16 protein-coding genes and 3 pseudogenes are annotated in these 17,559 nt (G+C 70.3%); 10 read left to right on the top strand and 9 right to left on the bottom strand.

Annotated elements, in window-relative coordinates; translation table 11 throughout:
• Positions 1-51 precede the first annotated feature (51 nt).
• Together ACZ7M2_RS21290 and ACZ7M2_RS21285 are read left to right on the top strand one after the other, a co-directional pair.
• A complete protein-coding gene (locus tag ACZ7M2_RS21290; RefSeq protein ID WP_471596564.1) occupies positions 52-411 on the top strand; it encodes a rhodanese-like domain-containing protein in 360 nt (119 codons plus the stop codon).
• A complete protein-coding gene (locus tag ACZ7M2_RS21285) occupies positions 408-1,160 on the top strand; it encodes a sulfite exporter TauE/SafE family protein (RefSeq protein WP_471596563.1) in 753 nt (250 codons plus the stop codon). Before ACZ7M2_RS21290 ends, ACZ7M2_RS21285 begins: the two co-directional genes overlap by 4 nt.
• Before the next feature lie 25 nt (positions 1,161-1,185).
• Here the strand turns inward: ACZ7M2_RS21285 and ACZ7M2_RS21280 are convergent, their stop codons facing one another.
• Complete coding sequence (locus ACZ7M2_RS21280) at positions 1,186-1,467, bottom strand: metal-sensitive transcriptional regulator (RefSeq protein ID WP_060900068.1); 282 nt, start codon at positions 1,465-1,467, stop codon at positions 1,186-1,188.
• 73 nt (positions 1,468-1,540) lie between these two features.
• Here ACZ7M2_RS21280 and ACZ7M2_RS21275 point away from each other — a divergent pair, with 73 nt between their 5' ends.
• The 3 genes from ACZ7M2_RS21275 to ACZ7M2_RS21265 all read left to right on the top strand — a co-directional run bounded on the left by ACZ7M2_RS21275 (position 1,541) and on the right by ACZ7M2_RS21265 (position 3,206).
• Positions 1,541-2,113, top strand: coding sequence for a rhodanese-like domain-containing protein (locus ACZ7M2_RS21275; RefSeq protein ID WP_471596562.1), 573 nt, complete (start codon positions 1,541-1,543; stop codon positions 2,111-2,113).
• A gap of 158 nt (positions 2,114-2,271) precedes the next feature.
• The gene (locus tag ACZ7M2_RS21270) at positions 2,272-2,646 is read left to right on the top strand and encodes a roadblock/LC7 domain-containing protein (protein WP_352050186.1); all 375 of its coding nucleotides are present in this window, start codon (positions 2,272-2,274) and stop codon (positions 2,644-2,646) included.
• 200 nt (positions 2,647-2,846) lie between these two features.
• Positions 2,847-3,206: an ArsR/SmtB family transcription factor gene (locus ACZ7M2_RS21265; RefSeq protein ID WP_471596561.1), complete on the top strand. Its 360-nt coding sequence runs from the start codon at positions 2,847-2,849 to the stop codon at positions 3,204-3,206.
• A gap of 33 nt (positions 3,207-3,239) precedes the next feature.
• Here ACZ7M2_RS21265 and ACZ7M2_RS21260 read toward each other — a convergent pair whose 3' ends face one another.
• Positions 3,240-3,800 (bottom strand): TetR/AcrR family transcriptional regulator, encoded by a 561-nt coding sequence (locus ACZ7M2_RS21260; protein WP_471596560.1) that lies wholly within the window; start codon positions 3,798-3,800, stop codon positions 3,240-3,242.
• A gap of 210 nt (positions 3,801-4,010) precedes the next feature.
• Between ACZ7M2_RS21260 and ACZ7M2_RS21255 the strand changes: the two genes are divergently transcribed.
• Positions 4,011-4,445, top strand: coding sequence for a carboxymuconolactone decarboxylase family protein (locus ACZ7M2_RS21255; protein WP_471596559.1), 435 nt, complete (start codon positions 4,011-4,013; stop codon positions 4,443-4,445).
• Positions 4,446-4,607: 162 nt separating this feature from the next.
• Here ACZ7M2_RS21255 and ACZ7M2_RS21250 read toward each other — a convergent pair whose 3' ends face one another.
• From ACZ7M2_RS21250 to ACZ7M2_RS21240, 3 genes are all read right to left on the bottom strand, one after another.
• Entirely contained in the window at positions 4,608-4,961 is a 354-nt protein-coding gene (locus tag ACZ7M2_RS21250) for a VOC family protein (protein WP_471596558.1), read from the bottom strand.
• A gap of 725 nt (positions 4,962-5,686) precedes the next feature.
• The gene (locus ACZ7M2_RS21245) at positions 5,687-8,797 is read right to left on the bottom strand and encodes an alpha-N-acetylglucosaminidase TIM-barrel domain-containing protein (protein ID WP_471596557.1); all 3,111 of its coding nucleotides are present in this window, start codon (positions 8,795-8,797) and stop codon (positions 5,687-5,689) included.
• A 33-nt stretch (positions 8,798-8,830) separates the two neighbouring features.
• On the bottom strand, positions 8,831-9,055 hold the full coding sequence (locus ACZ7M2_RS21240; protein WP_471596556.1) for a hypothetical protein: 225 nt from the start codon (positions 9,053-9,055) through the stop codon (positions 8,831-8,833).
• A gap of 236 nt (positions 9,056-9,291) precedes the next feature.
• On the opposite strand from ACZ7M2_RS21240, the pseudogene ACZ7M2_RS21235 reads away from it, so the two are divergent.
• A pseudogene (locus ACZ7M2_RS21235) lies at positions 9,292-9,579 on the top strand (zinc ribbon domain-containing protein); the annotation flags it as partial.
• 21 nt (positions 9,580-9,600) lie between these two features.
• Here ACZ7M2_RS21235 and ACZ7M2_RS21230 read toward each other — a convergent pair.
• From ACZ7M2_RS21230 to ACZ7M2_RS21220, 3 genes and pseudogenes are all read right to left on the bottom strand, one after another.
• Entirely contained in the window at positions 9,601-11,466 is a 1,866-nt protein-coding gene (locus tag ACZ7M2_RS21230) for a DUF4091 domain-containing protein (protein ID WP_471596555.1), read from the bottom strand.
• A 15-nt stretch (positions 11,467-11,481) separates the two neighbouring features.
• On the bottom strand, positions 11,482-14,499 hold the full coding sequence (locus ACZ7M2_RS21225) for a TIM-barrel domain-containing protein (protein WP_471596554.1): 3,018 nt from the start codon (positions 14,497-14,499) through the stop codon (positions 11,482-11,484).
• A gap of 320 nt (positions 14,500-14,819) precedes the next feature.
• Positions 14,820-15,182 (bottom strand): annotated as a pseudogene (locus ACZ7M2_RS21220) (SIS domain-containing protein); the annotation flags it as partial.
• Positions 15,183-15,522: 340 nt separating this feature from the next.
• On the opposite strand from ACZ7M2_RS21220, the gene ACZ7M2_RS21215 reads away from it, so the two are divergent.
• Together ACZ7M2_RS21215 and ACZ7M2_RS21210 are read left to right on the top strand one after the other, a co-directional pair.
• Positions 15,523-15,747 carry a hypothetical protein gene (locus tag ACZ7M2_RS21215; RefSeq protein ID WP_471596553.1) on the top strand — a complete coding sequence of 75 codons (225 nt, stop codon included), beginning with the start codon at positions 15,523-15,525 and terminating at the stop codon, positions 15,745-15,747.
• A complete protein-coding gene (locus tag ACZ7M2_RS21210; RefSeq protein ID WP_471597003.1) occupies positions 15,660-15,842 on the top strand; it encodes an ABC transporter permease subunit in 183 nt (60 codons plus the stop codon). The genes ACZ7M2_RS21215 and ACZ7M2_RS21210 overlap by 88 nt, the downstream gene beginning before the upstream one ends.
• A gap of 69 nt (positions 15,843-15,911) precedes the next feature.
• Here ACZ7M2_RS21210 and ACZ7M2_RS21205 read toward each other — a convergent pair whose 3' ends face one another.
• Entirely contained in the window at positions 15,912-16,700 is a 789-nt protein-coding gene (locus tag ACZ7M2_RS21205; protein ID WP_471596552.1) for a DeoR/GlpR family DNA-binding transcription regulator, read from the bottom strand.
• Positions 16,701-16,878: 178 nt separating this feature from the next.
• On the opposite strand from ACZ7M2_RS21205, the pseudogene ACZ7M2_RS21200 reads away from it, so the two are divergent.
• Positions 16,879-17,531, top strand: a pseudogene (locus ACZ7M2_RS21200) (class II fructose-bisphosphate aldolase).
• The last annotated feature ends 28 nt before the right edge of the window (positions 17,532-17,559 follow it).

The following is a 17,559-nucleotide window of genomic DNA, read 5'->3' as shown; positions in this document are numbered from 1 at the left end:
CCCGCACGGACCCCGGCCCCCGCCGCAACACCCCTTCGGAGTGATGAACCCATGTTCTTCCGCAGCCGCCCCTCCCGTCGGCTCGACCCTGTCCAGGCCCACCAGCGGGCCGCCCACGGCCAGGCCGTCCTGCTCGACGTCCGAGAAACCGCCGAGTGGGAGGCGGGACACGCACCGGATGCGCTGCACCTGCCCCTGTCCCGGCTGGTGGCGGGGGAAGCCCTGCCACCAGCCGCCCAGGGCAGGCCCGTCGTGGCGATCTGCCGCTCCGGCCGGCGTTCCCGGCAGGCCGTCGGGATCCTGACCGGCCGTGGGACGAAGGCCACCGATGTCACCGGCGGCATGGTCGCCTGGGCGCGGGCCGGTCTGCCGGTGGTCGGCCCGGGCGGAGACGACGGTGCCATAGCGTGAGCGCGTTCGTTCTTGCGCTCGTCGCGGGGGCTCTGGTCGGACTCGCGCTGGGCGCGCTGGGCGGGGGAGGCAGCGTTCTCGCCGTGCCCGCCCTGATCTACCTGCTCGGTTTCACCCCGGCGGCAGCCACCACCGCAAGCCTCCTGATCGTCACCGCGACCTCGCTCACGGCCCTGTTCGGCTACGCCCGCAGCGGCCATGTGCGGTGGCGGGCCGGCACCCTGTTCGCGGCCGCCGGCATCCTCCCGGCCGTGGCGGCCGGAGCGGCGTCGGCCCGGCTGCCGCAGCCGCTGCTGATCGCCGCGTTCGCCGCCGTCGCCGCCCTGGCGGCCACGCGCATGCTGCGCCCCTCAAGGGCGACGTCCGCAACGGAGCCCGGCGCTGTTCGGCCGGCCAGGGCCCTCGGCACCGGAGCGGGGCTGGGCGCACTGACCGGACTGCTGGGGGTGGGCGGCGGGTTCCTCGCCGTGCCGGCCCTGGTCACCGTCCTGGCCTTCGAGATGCAGGCCGCCATCGGCACCAGCCTGCTGATCATCTCGGTCAACTCGCTGGCCTCGCTGCTCACCCGCGGTGCCACGACGTCGGGCCTGGACTGGACGTTGATCGCGCCCTTCACGGGGACCGCGATCCTGGGCGCCTGGGACGGCAAACGCCTGGCCGGCAAGGTCTCGGGCCCCCTCCTTCAGCGCACCTTCGCCGTGGTCCTGCTGGCGGTCGCCGCGCTCATGCTCGTAGACGCCCTGACCTGACCTGCCTCGGCTGGTCCCGGCGGATTCACGCCAGGGACAGGAACAGCTTCTCCAGACGGGCCCGCATCCGCTCACGGTCGCCGTCGGCGGCCAGGTCGGCATCGGTCAGACAGTGCTGCAGACCGGTCGCGATGATCGCGAATCCGGCCTTGTCCAGCGCCCGGGAGGCCGCGGCGAGCTGGGTGACCACGTCCTCGCAGTCCCGCCCCTCCTCGATCATCTTGATCACTCCGGCGATCTGCCCCTGCGCCCGCCGCAGCCGGTTGACCACCGTCTTCAGTTCCTCGGCTGCCATCGCAAGTTCCACAAGCACTCCCTCGATATACCCCCGCGGGTATCCTGTCTGTGGGGTGAAGCACCAGAAAGAGAAGGAAATTCCCGTGCCTCTCACTTCCCTCGATCCCGACCAGGTCCACGCCCGGCTCCACGAGCTGACCGTCATCGATGTGCGCACCCCCGGCGAGTACGCCTCGGGTCACATCACGGGCGCCCACAACATCCCCCTGGACCGTCTCGACGCGGCCGTGCCCGTCCTGAAGCCCGCCGCCGAGCGCGGTGACCTCGTCATGGTGTGCGCCTCCGGCGCCCGCTCCGCGCAGGCCTGCGCCACCCTCACCGCACACGGCGTCTCCGCCGCCACCCTCGTCGGTGGCACCACCGCCTGGAGCCGGCACGGACACGACCTGCACCGTTCCGCCGACGCCCGCGGCGTCTGGCCCATGGACCGTCAGGTGCGCTTCGTCGCCGGGTCCCTGGTCCTCGTCGGACTCGCGGTCGGACAACGCCGTTCGGCCGCCCGCTGGTTGTCCGCCGGCGTCGCCGGAGGCCTGGTCTACTCGGCCGTCAGTGGCAGTTGCGGCATGGCCCGTGTTCTGGCCAAGCTCCCGCTCAACCAGCCCCGTGCCACCGATCTCGACGCCACCCTCGCCGCACTGGCCACAATGGGGCGGTAGTAGTCGAGAAACGATGCCATTGCACTCATCTCCGATCGCCGGATGTCAGCCTCGGAGATACTCCCTTCGGCGCCTCGGTCGTCCGCATACGGTGCGGTCACGCGGCGGGACGGGCATCGCCGATCCCGCCGTACAGCCGACAACCAAGGGGAGGCGCTATGGCGAGTGTGGATGTGTCGCTGAAGGAAATGATGACCGCGGCCGAGGGGGCGTTAGGGGCGGCCGTCGTCGACTACACCAGCGGCATGGCGCTGGGCACGCTGGGCGGGGGCAAGGACCTCGACCTCACGATCGCTGCCGCCGGAAACACGGATGTCGTCCGCGCGAAGGTGCGGACCATGGAGCAACTGGGGCTCAAGAGCCGGATCGAAGACATCCTGATCACTCTCGAATCGCAGTACCACCTCATCCGACCGGTCGCCGGACGCAACGGCAACGGTCTGTTCCTCTACCTCGTGCTCGACAAGGCGCGTTCGAACCTGGCGATGGCCCGCCATCAACTCAAGCGTGTCGAGGAGCAGTTGGAAGTCTAGGACGGCCGGATCCTCGGACTGACGTGCGCCCACGATGTGAAGACTTCTTCAAGTCACCACATCAGCATCATCCCAACAGGTGGATGCGTGCGGCCGTGAGCGAGAAGGATCGGCAGCGACGGGCACGTGGTGCGGCGGCGCCTTCCGGGCGTCACCGCACCAGGTGACGACCATCCCCACGCGGCAGGGAGCGAGCACCGATGCGGGTCCCCCTCTACCAGGCCAAGGCAGAGTTCTTCCGCATGCTAGGACACCCCGTGCGCATCAGGGTCCTCGAGCTGCTGCAACACGGTCCCGTCCCGGTGCGGGACCTGCTCGCCGACCTCGACATCGAGCCGTCGAGCCTGTCGCAGCAACTGGCCGTCCTGCGTCGTTCCGGCATCGTGGTGTCCATCCGTGAGGGCTCCACCGTCAGCTACGTGCTGGCCGGCGGTGACGTCGCGGAGCTCCTGCGCGCGGCCCGCCGCATCCTCACGGAGTTACTGGCCGGGCAGAACGAACTGTTGGTCGAACTACGACAGAACGACACGTCCCTGCCACCGGTGTCCTCCGGCGGCTGAGCCTGTGCGGGGCCGGTGGGCCGCGCCGCTCCGTCACCCTTTCGCAGGCGGCACACTGACCAGTTTCGTCAGGAAGCGATCGACCTGCTCCTCCAACGGGGGCCGGGGCAGCGCGGGTTGGTTGACGCGCAGTGACACCGTGCTGTGGACGGCCGTCCGCAGATCCAGGGATACGGTCTCGGCGTCGCCCCGCGGCGCCTGCCCGGCGTCCACGCAGCGACGGATCGCCGCTGTCGTGCGCCCGGCCATCTCCTCCTTGAAGGACATGTCCGTGCGCCGGTTGAGCGTGCTCTCGTGCAGCACCTTGTACAGCCCCGGGTGCTCGCGGGACCACGGCCCGAGCAGCGTGGTGCGGGCGCGCGACGCGGCCACCGGGTCGGTGGCGCCCGACTCCGCCTCGTCCACCGCGCGCAGCAGGTCCGTGTGGCAGCGCTCCAGAGCGGCGAGCACCAGCGCGTCGCGGTCGGCGAAGTGGATGTAGACGGACGTCGCGGCGATGCCCACCTCCCGAGCGACGGCGCGCAGCGACAGGGCCTCGTCGTCGGCGAGCTCGTCCAGCAGCCGCAGCGTCGCGTCGACGATCCCGGCGCGCAACCGCTCGCCCTGGCCCCGCGGGTTGCGGCCGCGTGAGGTTCGCGGCAGCCATCTCGGCGAACGCCGGGTCCAAGCTTTCGACTGGCGGGCGAGGGCCCGGAGCTGACGCCACGCGAGCGCATCCTGCTCAGCCTCGTCGCCGACGACCTGCGCGAACTGCTCCGCTTCATCTCCTGCGACAGCGGATACCCGGGGGCGCTGGCAGCGCTGGTGCGGCTGGCCGGGATCGAGCGCGAGCACGGCCTGCCCGGACCGACCGGCAAGGGCCACGAGGTGAACGCGGACGGCACGGGCAGCCCGCTTCCCGAGGCGATGCGCGCCCAGGTCCAGGCTCTCGACCCGGGCCTGGCCGACTACATGGACCTGCAGTCGCGCATGCGGTCCGGCATGTCCCGCATCAGCGTCCGCGAACGGGCGTTCGCCACCATGACGGTGGACGTCCTCTACCAGACCCTCCAGGAAGGCTTCCGCGCCCACGTCGGTCGCGCACTGGGCGCGGGGGCGACACCGGATGAGGTCCGCGCCGCCGTCCGCGTCACCGCGCCATTCGGAATGACACGGACCTGGCGCGCCTCGAACGTCCTCGACGCGGTGCTCGCCGAGCGGGAGGAACGGGAGGGGAAGCGGACGCCCGGCGCCGCCTGACCTTCCTCGCCCGCGCCAAGGCCGTCGCAACTCCCGGCTCTGGACGGTGTCCTCATCGGCCCGCACGAGCCTCGCAGTCGCCGGGACGGTGTTCTCGCCCGCTGAGGCCGACAGCATCACCGACGGTGCCGTCCCGCCTCGCGTGCCTGCGCGAAGACGTGGTCAGGCGGGCTGCCACAGCTCGACCCGATTGCCCTCGGGATCGGTGACCCAGCCGAATCGACCGACACCTTCCATGTCCTGCGTCTCTTCAGCCACGTCCGCTCCCTTGGTGCGCAATTGCGCGAGCATCGCATCCAGGTCGCGGACCCGGAAGTTGAGCATGGCCTGCTGGGCGCGGGACCCGAAGTAGTCGGTCTCGGACTCGAACGTCGCGAACACCGTCGGCCCGGTCTCCTGACGCCACAGTCCGTTCTCCTCGGCGTCCAGGCCCAGGCAGTCGCGATACCACGCGTTCAGGGCCGCGGGGTCGGCGGCCCGCATGAAGTACCCACCGATTCCAAGCACATGTTCCATGCCGCCATCTTGCCAGGACGGCGATCAGGCGGGCCGGCACCACACCATCGCCCGCGACGGTGCTCGCGGCTCTGATGCCCACGCACTTCTCGTCGGTCACGTGGATCAGACAGGTCCGGCCGAAGGCCTGCCCGGAGACGTGGTCGGGTCGGCACCAGGACCGGTCCGCCCGTCACACACAGGCCGGGGGACCGGGGCGGCTTGATGAGGACCTGGTCGCGCGGCAGCTGCGTGGACGCGGACGTCGGTGCGGACCCGGACGTCCCCGAGCCGCCGGAGTCACGCAGGGCAGCCCAGGAGGCGGCCGTGACCAGCGCGACGACGACGGACACGGCGACGAGGCGCGTGCTGCGGGGGTCCGTGAGTCACCGGACCGTGCCAGGGGCGTTCGCTCCATGGCCCGGGACTACCTCGGAGACCCCGCCGCACCTCTGGCCGGCCCCGCCTTCGCCGACCTCACCGGACTGCCCCCGCTGCTCATCCACTGCGGCTCACACGAGATCCTGCTCGAAAACGCCGTCCGCCTCGCCTCCCGCGCCGCCGAGCACGGGTGCGTGGAGGGATCCCAGCGCTGTTGCGGCGCGCTCTCCCAAGTCTCTGTCAGATCGGGCAGAAGGCCCCGAACTCAGGTTCGCGCGTGGCTCGGATCGGGTGCCGACGGCATCGGCGCTCCGCCCTGAAAGCCTGCTGGCGTGCAGCCCAGCAGAGTGCGACGCCCTCCCGCGTCAGCCGACCGTGAACCCGTCGAACGAGGCGAGGCCCCTGACGCCGGTCCACCCGTTGGCCGCCGTCATGAAGACGCCCACGTCCTGGCCGGCCGTCGGCCCGCCCGGGACGGCGGTGCCGACGGTCGTCCAGGTCACGCCGTCCGCGCTGCACTCACCGGTGTACGAACCGCCCGACCGCGTCAGCCGCAGCCGCACCGGCGCGGTGAACGAACCGGACAGCGCGATCGCGTCGAATGTGCCGTTGCCGTCGGAGTCCCAGGACAGCGCACATCCGTTGGACGGCGTCACCGCCAGGTTCACGTACCCGGCGGAGCCGTTCGCCGAGAGGTCGTTGCGGACGATGATCCCGGCGCGCGCCCAGCCGCCGCCGGCCTCCTGGGAGGTGACCGTCACCGTCGCGACCGACCTGTCGGCGAAGACACCCGCTTCGTAGGCCGTGCCGAACTCGTTGGTGGCGCCCCACAGGTCGGCCCCGGCGCCCTCGATGGCCAGCGCGCCCGACGCCGACTCGCCGAACACCGCGTCGTTGAACGAGGCCGTACGGTACGGCGTCCGGACCCCCGTGGCCGCCAGCAGCTTCACGGCAGCCACCGCGGAGCCCGCGGTGCCGCCCGTCCGGAAGGCCGCCGTCACCGGTATCCGGGACACCAGGTCACCGGCGGCCGTCCCGGCCAGGGTGACGGTGAAGGCCGCCGAGAACGACTCGCCGGGTGCGACGGATGGCGTGGTCACCGCGCCGGCCGGCCGCGCCGTCATGCCGTCCGGCGGATCGACCGACAGTGTCACGCCGGTCGCGGAGGCGAAGCCGTTGCGGTTGGTGAACGTCACGGTGACGGTGGCCGGCCGCCCGTCCGCCACCGCACCCCGGTCGGCGGACGCGGTGAGGGCCACCTGGTTCGGGTCGGCGGCCAGCGTGTCGCGGACCAGCCGGGCGAGCCCGTACGCGTCCCCGCGCGGGGTCACCGGGTACGCGGTGTGTTCGTGCGCCCAGTCGTCCTCCAGCCGGAACCAGTCGACGCTCCGCGGATCGCGCCCTTGCTTCAACGCCTGTGACAGCGTGCCGAAGTACGTCTGCCAGCGGGTCAGGTACAAGCCGCCGACCAGCCCCGACCACTCGCGGTTGGCGTAGTCGTGCAGACCCTCCTGGCTGCTCTCCTGCCCGCCCCAGGTGGTGATGATCGACCGCGCGTCGTACTCCAGGCGGTCCTTCTCCTCCCTGGTCGCTCCCCAGGAGCGCGCGTCGGCAAGCCACCGTCCCAGCAGGCGCTGCTCGCTGGTGCCCACCACCTTGTCCATCAGCCGCATCCAGTCCAGCCACACGGAGCACAGCCGGTCGAGGAGGTGGCGGTCCCCGGCCTCGTAGGCCGCCTTGATCCGGGGCAGCAGCACCCGGCTGCGGTTGGACAGCACCTGCCGGGCGACGTCGGCCAGGTCGAAGCGGTAGGCCGAGCTGCCGCGCAACGCGGGTGCGACGCACAGGAGTTCGGTGAGTGCGGTGTCGAAGACCGTGGTGTCGTAGCGGTCGGCCGACGGTCCCCAGGCGGCGGCCTTGTCGGCGCCCAGGCTCGGTCGGGCGCCGAACAGTCCGTCGGGTGCCTCGCTCCAGGAGTCGGTGCGGCTCATGCCGTACGCGGTGTCGCGGATCGTCCGCCAGGCCGCTACGGCGTGCGTGTCGGCGGCGCCGTACCGGGAGACGGCGTACGCGGTGAACCACTCATCCAGGTCGATGCTGCCGGGTGTCCACGCCAGGTCGGTGAGGAGGGCCAGCGCCGCCGCATTGTTGTCGGCGCCTTCCGGCATCGCCGCGATCCCGGCGAGCTTGCTGCCCTTCTTGTCGCGCCACTTCGGGTAGAGGTCCACCCAGTCCGGGGCGTTGGCGCCGATCGGGGTGTGTCCGCCGAAGTTCCAGATGCTGCCGAAGGCGTAGGGGGTGCCGTCCCAGTCGCTCTCCCGGTCGGTGACGGTGGGGTAGCGGTCCGACAGGCCGTCGACGATGAGCATGCCGCTGCGGTCGACCGCCTTCAGCAGTTCGGTGGACGGGTTGTTCTGCCAGCCCAGGATCGCCCAGACGGCTTTCGGGTGGGCCCGGCGCAGGGCGGTTTCGACGGCCTTGGCGGCCTCGCCGACCGGCACGTCGCCGGGGTTGCCGCCCTCGTGCAGCAGGTCCATCTTGTACATGCCGCTGTCACCGAACCGGTGTGACTGGCTGCGGTAGAAGGCCCCCGCGACCTCGGTGAACGCGTCCGTGCGGGGGTCGAGCCAGTCCGGGCGCTTGAAGGCACCCCAGGTGCCCTGGGCGACGACCGACGCGTCACCGCCGTACCTGGCGGCGAAGCCGTCGGGCACGGTGCCGTAGTAGCCCGGCAGCACCGGCGTCATGCCGAGCTCGCGCACCCGCTCGACGATCTTCCGGGCGAGGCCGGCGCGCCGCTCGATGAGGCGCCGGGACACCGGGCCGCCGAATCCCGACATGTTCTGCAGCAGCCACCAGGGCTGGTGGGCCGGGGCGGGGATCCAGGCCCGCAGTTCGGCGTCGGAGTAGCCGAACTGCCGGAAGGTGTCGTAGGAGACGGCGTCGCCGCCGATGTAGATCAGCACCGCGTTGACGCCGTGCAGCGCGAGGACGTCGAGCTCCCGCTCCCACGCGTCCCAGTGCCGGTACGGCCCGGTGTAGCCCTCGTTGGTGTCGTTGAACGCGAAGCGGTGCGGAACGTTCGCGGAGCCGCTGATCTCTTCGGCGGGCGCGGGCAGCAGTCGGGGGAGGTCCAGTTGCTCGCCGTTCCAGGAGACGGAGGCGGACGCGACCTTGCGCAGGTACGTGTGGAAGCCGGTGAGCAGGACCGCCGGGCTGGTGCCCTCCACCGTGATCCGTCCCGCCTTGCCGGTGACCCGGTACCGGTCGGGGCCGCCTGTGGTGCCGGCCGCGCGCAGGTCGATCTGCGCGTGGTGTTCGGGCACCAGCCGCCGCAGCGCGGCGGTCGCGGGTGCGGTGTCGAACGGGGCGCCGGCGGCGTAGGCCACCGGTGGGCGGGTGAGCCGGGCGGCGCCGCCCAGCGCGACCGCGCCCGTGAGTACCCGTCTGCGCGTGATGTCTCGCTTGTCGTTCATCGACGTCCTTCCTGACGCACGGTCACACGACCGTCATGGCGAATACGTGCAGGGCGGGAGTTCCGGGGTCGGTCCGGTCCCGTCGGCGTAGACCTCCGTGCCGTCCCCCGTGCCTTGGCCCCAGGTGCTCGTGCCGAGGAAGACCAGCCGGAAGCCGGAGCCGGTCAGCAGGACCGTCTGGCCGGAGCGGACGACGTTGTCGTGGTCGCCGGGCACGGCGTCCGGCCAGGTGAAGTCCACACCGTCGTACGTCACCACCGCTGCAGCGCGACGACGTCGGCGCCGCCCGCCCGTCGGCCGATGGTGGCGTGACCGATCGTCAGCGGGTCGGTGGTGAAGCCGTTGGTGAGCCGGATCCGCACGCTCGTCCCGCCCGCGCTGACGTGTACGGGGATGCGGACGGTGACCTCGGAGGTGCCGGGGTCGTACGAGGCGCGCTGGGCGGTCGCCCAGGTGCCGGTCCAGCCCGGCGAGGGGTGCGCCTGAGCCAGAGCGCCTGGTACGGGCGTGAACTCGTCGTGATCGACCGCTTCTTCCCTAGCAGCAAACTGTGCGGGAACTGCGGCTCGGTCCGCGGGAAGCTGCCACTCAACGTCCGCGTGTGGACGTGCGACGAGTGTGGGGCCGTGCATGACCGCGGCGTGAACGCGGCACGCAACATCCTGGCCGCCGGGCTGGCGGCCTCTGCCTGTGGAGACGGTGCAAGACCTCAACGGGAGTCCTCCCGGACGGGGCGGTCGTCGATGAAGCAGGAACCCCAGCGGGCGACCGCTGGAATCCCCGCCTTTAGGCGGGGGAGGAAGTCAAGACGTCAGCTCCTTCACGACGGCAGCCCGCGCGGTCTCGATGTCGCTGACGTTCTTCGTCCGGCCGTCCAGCTCGCGCGTCGCCGTGGTGAGGGCCTCGGTCAGGGCCGCGCTGTCGCCGCCGCCCCCCTTCTTGCGCAGCTCGCTGACGAGCTCGAAGTCCTCGATGCCCTCCTTGAGCTGCTCCCAGCGGATGCTGGACATCGGGCCGTTCTTGCCGGGGTAGACCAGGTACTCGTCGCCCTGGCTGAAGATGTACACGGGCTGGGTGAAGGGGTCGGACGTCCAGCTGTTGTAGGACCAGCGCAGGAAGCCGTCGAGGTGGCGTTGCGCGGAGATCCACGGGATCATCCGTGCCTCGATGGCGGGGGAGTAGGACAGTGTGTTGGGATGGGCCGGCGAGCCGTAGACGTAGAAGGTGGTGATCTTGCCCGCCTTGCGGCGGTCCTCGGCCTTCTCGGCCGTCATCTGGTCGATGCCGCCCCAGTCGACCGAGAGGTCGGAGGCGATGCTCTCGGTGTTGATCGAACCGGCGACCGAGATGCGGTCGTCGAACGCCGGCGCCACCTCGTGGACGAAGTTCTTGACCACCGTCATGGTGTCCACCGGCCGCTCGTCGAACGACAGCCAGGTGTGGTCAAGCCAGCCCTTCGCCTTCACATGCTGCTCGAAGGCGGGCAGGAATGTTCCCCACGCCGCGCGCCAGCGGTCGCCGCCCAGGTCGACGTTCTCGTAGACGGTCTTCCCGGTGCGGGTGTCGGTGTAGGTGAGGTGTTCGCCGTCCTGGAAGGCCAGCATCGAGAAGGCCCCGATGTCCGGTCCGAGGCCGGCCTTCAGCGCCGTACGGACGTACTCGTCCCAGCGTGAGAAGTCGAAGGAGAACCGGCTGCCGTTCCACTTCCAGGCGACCATGCTGGAGTACGGGGTGGCGGTCTGCGACTGGCGGGTGCCCAGCGACCACTGGTGGTGCCAGGGATTGTCGACGACGGTCGTGTTGACGACCTTCTGGCCCCGGCTCGCCAAGTCCTTGTCGTACGCCTCGATCAGCTTCCAGTGCCGGTCCGACCAGAGTTCCACGCCGCTGCCGCGCGCCATGGTCTCGGGCTGGGCCCAGACGTCGAGGAAGAAGCCGTAGTCCTTCGGGTCCGGTACGGCGGCGTCGGCGACCTGGACCGAGAGCGGGTAGGCGACCCTCGTGCCGTCGTCGGCGGTGACCCGGACCGTGCCGGTGTAGGCGCCGGGCTTCGCGGTCTTCGGGATGTGGAAGGTGAACCACAGCGGCTGGGCCGCGTAGGCGGGCACGTCGACCGAGGAGCCCTCTTGCAGGGCGTCGCCGACGACGTCCGGGTCACGGTCGCCGGAGACCTCGGCCACGGAGGAGACCTGGTCGATGGTGGCCGACCAGTCCATCTCGCTCTTGGAACGCTGCACCGGCACGTACTTCACGAACCGCACCTGGGTGCCGCTGCCGGAGATCCGCGCCCCGCCGGGGCCGGTGAGATCACCGACGCTCGCCCGCACGTCGTGCAGGTCGTGCCCGGAGGCGATGGCGAGTTGCGCGGACACCTGCTCGTTGCGGACGGCGGACAGGGCGAGGTCCTTGGCGTCCTTGCCCTGGATGGCGGTGGTCGGGTACCGGGGGACCCGTAATTCGGCGGAGGAGGCGAAGGATCCGGTGGGCACCCAGGTGATCGTGTCCCTGGTGCCCATGGCGTCGGCGACCTTGACGGTCAGCCAGGTGGTCGTCCGTCTGGAGTTGACGTCACTGCTGCCGCCGCCGGAGCCGGCGATGGCGGTGGTGGTGGCGGCCACGACGGTTCCCGCGACGAAAGCGGCGGCAGCGACCAAGGAAGTGCGTGCCATGGATGTCTGACCCTCTCAGGAGGTGACGGAGAAACCGTTGAAGACCGCTTCGAGCGTCTCGCCGGGGTAGTACGCGTTGACGGCGCTGGCGACCATGCCGGCGTCCTCGGTGCCCGACGCCGAGGGGACGTCGGCGGTGCCGACGGTGGTCCAGGTGGCACCGTCCTTGCTGGAGTACGCGGTGTACGTGGTGCCGTCGCGGACCAGCTTCAGATAGGCGGGGTGGTAGGTGGAGCCGCCACCGGCCCATGTGTCGAGCACGCCGTCGCCGTTGCTGTCGGTCATGAACTCCAGGCCGTAGCTGTTGCTCATGGTGAGCACCGCGTAGCCGCCCTTGGCCGGGTCGGTCAGGTCGTCGGCGAGGGCGATACCGGCCTTCCCAGCAGGCGTCGTTCCCGTCTGCGAGACCAACTCGGTCTGGACCGTGGCCTGTTCACCGGCGGCGTCCGGCAGGTAGACCGTGCCCTTCTCGTCCTTCCAGCCGGACAGGTCCTGGCCGCCCGCCCAGATGGCGAACTGGTCGCCGCCCTGGGCGTATTGGGCGTCGTGCGTCGTCTGCGTCGTCCGGTACGGTTCCGCGACGCCACCCGGTGCGGGTTGCACGGTCGCCCGGACGGTGTCGGCGACCTCGGCCGTACGGTCGTAGGTCACCGTTCCGGTGAGATCGTGACCGCCCCACTTCGCGTCGGCGGCCGGTGTGACCCGCCAGGTGGTGGTGACTGAGGCGCCCGGCTTCAGGGTCCTGGCGGTGTTCTTGGCGGTGGCCGTGGCGGTCCAGCCGCCGGGCACACCGAGGGTGGCGGTGACGCCACTGATGGCGCGGCTGCTCCAGTTGGTCGCGGTCGTGGTGACCTGGAAGGGTGTGCCGGAGCCGGTGCTCGGCGCGTCGGGGCCGATCAGGACGGATGCGGCAGGGACGTCGTCGCGCTTCAGCGCCCTGATCGCCTTCAGGGCACCCTTGGCGCCGAGTTTCACGAACGCGGGGGTCACACCGAGGGGGGAGGAGTAGCCCTTGAGCGTGGCCGGCCCGTGGATGACCGTGCCGTGGTTGACGTCGTACCAGTCGCCGGACGGCAGGTACACGGTCCGGGTCGCGCCGGAGCCGAGCTTGGGCGCGGCCAGCACAGCGGGGCCCAGCATCCACTCGTCGGCCACCGTGTAACTCGCCTGGTCCTTGGGGAAGTCGAAGAACAGCGGGCGCATGAGGGGGTCGCCGGTCTTCAGGGTCGACTGGACCTGGTCCCAGATGTACGGGGCCAGCCGTTCGTGCGCCTTGACCGCCGCCGCGTACAGGTCGATGGTCTGCTGGTCGTAGGTCACCTTCTGGCCAGTGGTGACGTCGTTGGTCTCCACGGGCGAGGTGGAGGAGTACATCAGCGGCATCAGCGACGCCGACTGCGCCCACCGGATCAGGACGTCCTTGCTCGGGGCGGGCTGCGAGCCGGAGCCGCCGATCATGTCGGACTCGACGAACGGGTAGCCGATGGTGGAGATCGCCAGGTTCTGGCTGACCGACGCCTTCAGCGACTCCCAGCCGGTGCCCTTGTCGACCTGCCGCGTGACGAAGCCGGCCTGATGGGCGGTGGAGCTCCAGTGGACCCGGATGCCCGCGCCCTGGAGGTTGTACTCGTCGGCGAGTTCGGTGCCGAGCTTCTGGTAGTCGGTGGCCTGGTATCCGTCGTGCGGGGCGCACTTCTCGTCGAAGAAACGAGTGTCGAACTTCAGACCGTCGATGTCATAGGCATCCATCAGCTTCTTCAGGTTGCCCTGGTACCAGGCCTTGGCCTCGGGGTTGGCGAGGTCCACGATCCCGGCGGTGCCGTTCCACCAGGTCACCTGGCAGGGCTTGGTGGTGTCGGAGGCGTCCTTGAGGAGATAGCCGTGGTCGGCGGCGTACTGGTAGTTGTCGGAGTCGAGATTGATCCAGAGGGTGACCCAGATGCCGAAGTCGAACCCCATGTCGTGGATCTTCTGCGACATGGCCTTGGGGTCGGGGAAGGTGGTGGAGTCGAAGGTGAGGTTGCCGTACTCGGACTCCCACTTGTCGTCCAGCTGGATGGTGTGCCCGTCGAGTCCGCTGTTGTGCAACTCGGTGGCGTAGTCGAGCAGTTTCCGCTGGTCGACCTTGGTGTAGAACTGCGCCCAGGAGTTCCACAGCGGCTTCTCGTACTGCTCGTAGCCGGCGTCGCTCTGCGTCGGCTTGCCGACGATGCCGATGTAGTCGCGGTAGACGGCGAGCGGGGTCGACTCGACGAAGACGGTGGCCTTGTAGGTGTCGGCCGAGTCGACGGTGAAGCGGCCGAGGCCGTCCTTGGCTGAGTTGATGCCGACGTCCATGGTGTGGCCGGTGTCGACCCGCAGCCCGGTGGACGAGGACGTGTACCAGAACGGGTCGATCATGTTGTACGAGGCGGGGCCGAAGCCGGTGTGTTCCACCTGGCCGCTGTCCAGGGGCCAGGGCTGGTCGGTGCCGGGGCCGCCAGACGGGGTCTCGGCCTCGCCGTGGCCGTACCAGTGGCCCGCCGACTTCAGGTCGTAGGCGAGGCCCAGCCGCTTCGGGCTGCTGTTTCCCTTGACGTCCCAGTCGAGTTGGTAGCGGTCGGCTTTCGGGGTGATCCGGGCCTCCACCGTGGCGCCGTCGAGAGTGGTGTCGGCCGTGACGGTCAGGACGCCGTTCTTCCAGTTCCAGGCGGTCGTCTTGGTGGCGTGCTGCCAGGTGCCGTCGGCCGAGGCGAAGCGCAGGGCGCCGGTGGCGCCGGAGGCGGTGGCGAGCAAGGTCTTGCCGGCGCGGTGCGTGGTCAGCGACAGCTCATCGGTGGCCACGTCGAGGGTGTAGCCGGGGGCGTCCGCGGAGGCCGGCACAGAGACGGTGACGGTGTCCGTGCCGCGGGTCACCTTCGGCGCCGTGCCGGTGGCGACAGCGCCGGGGCGGGCCGTCGCAGCGGTCGCCGGGCCGGTGCCGGGTGCCAGCAAGGCAGTGGTCAGGGCGGCGGCGAGCAGGATGCCGCCGGGGCTGCTCAGTCGGGCATGCACTCGTGTCCTCCTACAGACAGGACGGTGGCTCAGTGAGCGGCGGTGCGTGAAAGGTGTGCGGATCGCGCGTGTGCGGATGGCGCGGTTCCTCAAAGGCGCTGGATGAAGATGCGCGTTAGTGCAAGTTTGGAAGCGATTTCGCTCATGTTCTTGCGGGACGCTTTCCCTGTCAACAGCCGGTGCACCAGGTGTCGAAGGGTGCCCGAGGGGCGTCACGGAGAGGCTGCGCCGCTGGTGGCGGAGGATCGCCGGGCCCGCGGAAACGCTCTGATGGGCCCGGGAGCGAACGAAGCGGACGGTAAAATCTGTGTGAACGGGCGTCAGGTGAGGATCACCGAACGGGTCGGATGGCGAGGATTGTCCGGGTCGAGCCCGCGCCCTCCGAGGGTGACGGCCAGTCGCCGTACCACGACCAGGTCCGCCAGAGGGGCGCGGCCGAGCGCCACCAACCGCCCGCCCGTGCGCGCGATTTTGTCGGCGAGCCCGGACGGCACGGACGCCGGGTCCCCGAACCACCACGCCACGCGGCCCGGCCCGCTGATGCCGATCGGATCGTGCCGGTACTCCATCACCGGGCAGGCCTCCGTCCAGGCGCACGCCGCCTCGCGCATCTTCAGCGCCGCCTCCTGGGCGATCCCGTACGCCCGACCACGCCCCAGGAACCTGAACTGCTCCGCCGTTGTCGGGTCGGGCGGCAGCGGGGTCTGAGTAGTGACAATTGACGATTGATATCACTGGTATTAGCGCATGAAAAATCATGACGATGCGCATGAGTGCCTGCATCACTGCACACAGAGGAGGTACACCGGGAGACGGCACCTCGTGGGCGTCGCCGGCGGTCTGCCCCTGGCCCTCACCGGATGCGGCAGCGGCAGCGCGGACATCCTTGCGGTTCGTGATCTACGGGTTGGGCCCCGAACTGTCCGTCCATCCGCCGCCGTTGTTCATCGCCCAGATCCGGAACTCGGCCCGAGCTTCCTCTGCCCCGAGCGGTCGCTGCCGGCCCTGGTACTCGGACTCCCCGTGAATACCGGAAGGAAGTCGACGGTCGGTCTCGACCTGACCGACACCGCCGAGGGGCTCATTCTGGTCAACGCGGCTTTCAACCTCCCGTTCTGCGTCTGGATCCTGAACGCGTACTTCGCGGGCATCCCCAAGGAATCGAAGAGGCCGCCTGGCTCGACGGCACCGGGCGGTTCGGCGCACCGACCCGGATCACCCTGCCGTTCGCGCTCCCCGGCGTGGTGACCGTGGTCGTTTCCACCTTCATCGGCGCTTGGAACGAGTACGTGGTGGCGCTCGCCATCACGTCGTCGGGCAACCGGCCCTCATCAGCGGCCTGACCGCCAGCGGGGTCCGAGGACGAGACGGTGAGGCGTACCGTCGTGGGGACGACCACGTGGGAAGTCGCGTCAGGCGCGGATCACTTCCACACCGGCCGCCGAGAACGGGTCGGTGAGCGTGTCGGACGCGGCCCTGTCCGTCACGAGCACATGGATGTCCGTCACCGGGCAGATCCGGGCGAAGGTCCGCCGGGCCAGCTTGGAGGAGTCGGCGACCACGACGACCTGCTGGGCGCGGCGGGCCAGCGCGCGGTTTATGCTCGCCTCGCCCTCGTGGTGCGCGGTGGCCCCGTGGACCACGTCGATGGCGTCCACACCGATGAAGACCTGGTCCAGCGCGATCTCGGCCAGCAGTTCGGTGGCCAGCGGTCCGATCAGCTCGTACGACGCCGGGCGGGCCACCCCGCCGGTCACCACGAGCTTGACATGGCGTCGTACGACCAGCTCGTTGGCGATGTTCAGCGCGTTGGTGACCACGGTGACGGCGGTCTCCGGGCCGTCGGAGCCCAGATCGGCGCGGGTGGCCAGTGCCCGGGCCACCTCGGTGGTGGTTGTGCCCCCGTTCAGCCCCACCACCGCCCCGGCCTTCACCAGACCGGCCGCCGCACGGGCGATGCGTTCCTTCTCCGGGGCGTTGCGGGCGGCCTTGTAGCGGAGCGGGAGGTCGTAGGCGATCGCGTTGATCGTCGCTCCGCCGTGTGTACGAGTGACCATCTGCTGCCGGGCCAGCTCGTCCAGGTCGCGCCGGATGGTGGCGGCGGAGACTCCCAGTTCGGCGGCGGCCGGCTCCACCTCGATCCGCCCGTCGCGCGTCAGCATCTCCAGCAGCGCGCTCCACCTGGCCTGCGGTGCCGCCATGTTCGTCGCTCCCCTGTCGGTGGCGAGCGCGGGTGAACGCACGCCGAGGTACGCGCGCCGGACACGCGCCTGTGTGCGAAGCCATGAAATTCCGTGGCGTCTATGAGCATTTTATGGGCCTCAAACGAGCAATTTCATGCACTGTGAATGTTCGCCAGTGAGAGAGCGGCAGCTTCCCATGCCTCTGGTTCCCACCGCCGAACTGGTCCGCTCCGCCCGCCTCGCCGGACATGCCGTCGGCGCCTTCGACGTGATCACCCTGGCGCACGCCGAGGCGGTCGTCGGGGGGCGCCGAAGCCACGGGCTTCATGTTCGACATCTCAGCGCTGCCGCACTCAGCCAACATCGTGGCCACGCGTGCCGCGGTGGACTCGGCGCATGCCAGGAACCTCTGACTGGAAGCCGAGTGGGGCGAGATCGGTGGCAAGGACGGGGTGCGTGCGCCGGGCGCCCGCACGGATCCCGATCGGGCCCGCGAGCTCGTGGCCGCCACGAGGGCGGACGCGCCGGCGGTGGCCGTCGGCAGCTCGCACGCGATGGCCCCCCGGACCGCCCAGCTGGACCACGTCCTGATCACCCGGCTGGTGAAGACTGTTCCGGTGCCCTTGGTGCTGCACGGCTCGACCGGTGCCCCGGACGCCGAGCTGCGACGTGCCGTGGCAGGAGGCATGGTGAAGGTCAACATCGGGACGGGCGCTGTCCGCCGCGCTCACCGGGGCGGTCCGCCAGACCCTGGCGGCGGACGTCGCGGCGGTCGATCCGCGCCCCGTACGGAATGCGGCGCGCCAGGCGATGGCAGACGCCGTCACGCACGCGCTGGGTGTCACATGAGCGACAAAGAGAGATCCAGGTGCTCACC

The organism is Streptomyces sp. NPDC111507, from assembly GCF_055638955.1.
The sequence above is the reverse complement of the archived record's forward strand: the minus strand, read 5'-3'. Positions and strand labels throughout refer to the sequence as shown.

Coding starts and splice junctions, on each gene's coding strand:
- ACZ7M2_RS21290 (WP_471596564.1), top strand. CDS start 52: ATGTTCTTCCGCAGCCGCCCCTCCCGTCGGCTCGACCCTGTCCAGGCC.
- ACZ7M2_RS21270 (WP_352050186.1), top strand. CDS start 2,272: ATGGCGAGTGTGGATGTGTCGCTGAAGGAAATGATGACCGCGGCCGAG.
- ACZ7M2_RS21265 (WP_471596561.1), top strand. CDS start 2,847: ATGCGGGTCCCCCTCTACCAGGCCAAGGCAGAGTTCTTCCGCATGCTA.
- ACZ7M2_RS21250 (WP_471596558.1), bottom strand. CDS start 4,961: ATGGAACATGTGCTTGGAATCGGTGGGTACTTCATGCGGGCCGCCGAC.
- ACZ7M2_RS21245 (WP_471596557.1), bottom strand. CDS start 8,797: ATGAACGACAAGCGAGACATCACGCGCAGACGGGTACTCACGGGCGCG.
- ACZ7M2_RS21230 (WP_471596555.1), bottom strand. CDS start 11,466: ATGGCACGCACTTCCTTGGTCGCTGCCGCCGCTTTCGTCGCGGGAACC.
- ACZ7M2_RS21205 (WP_471596552.1), bottom strand. CDS start 16,700: ATGGCGGCACCGCAGGCCAGGTGGAGCGCGCTGCTGGAGATGCTGACG.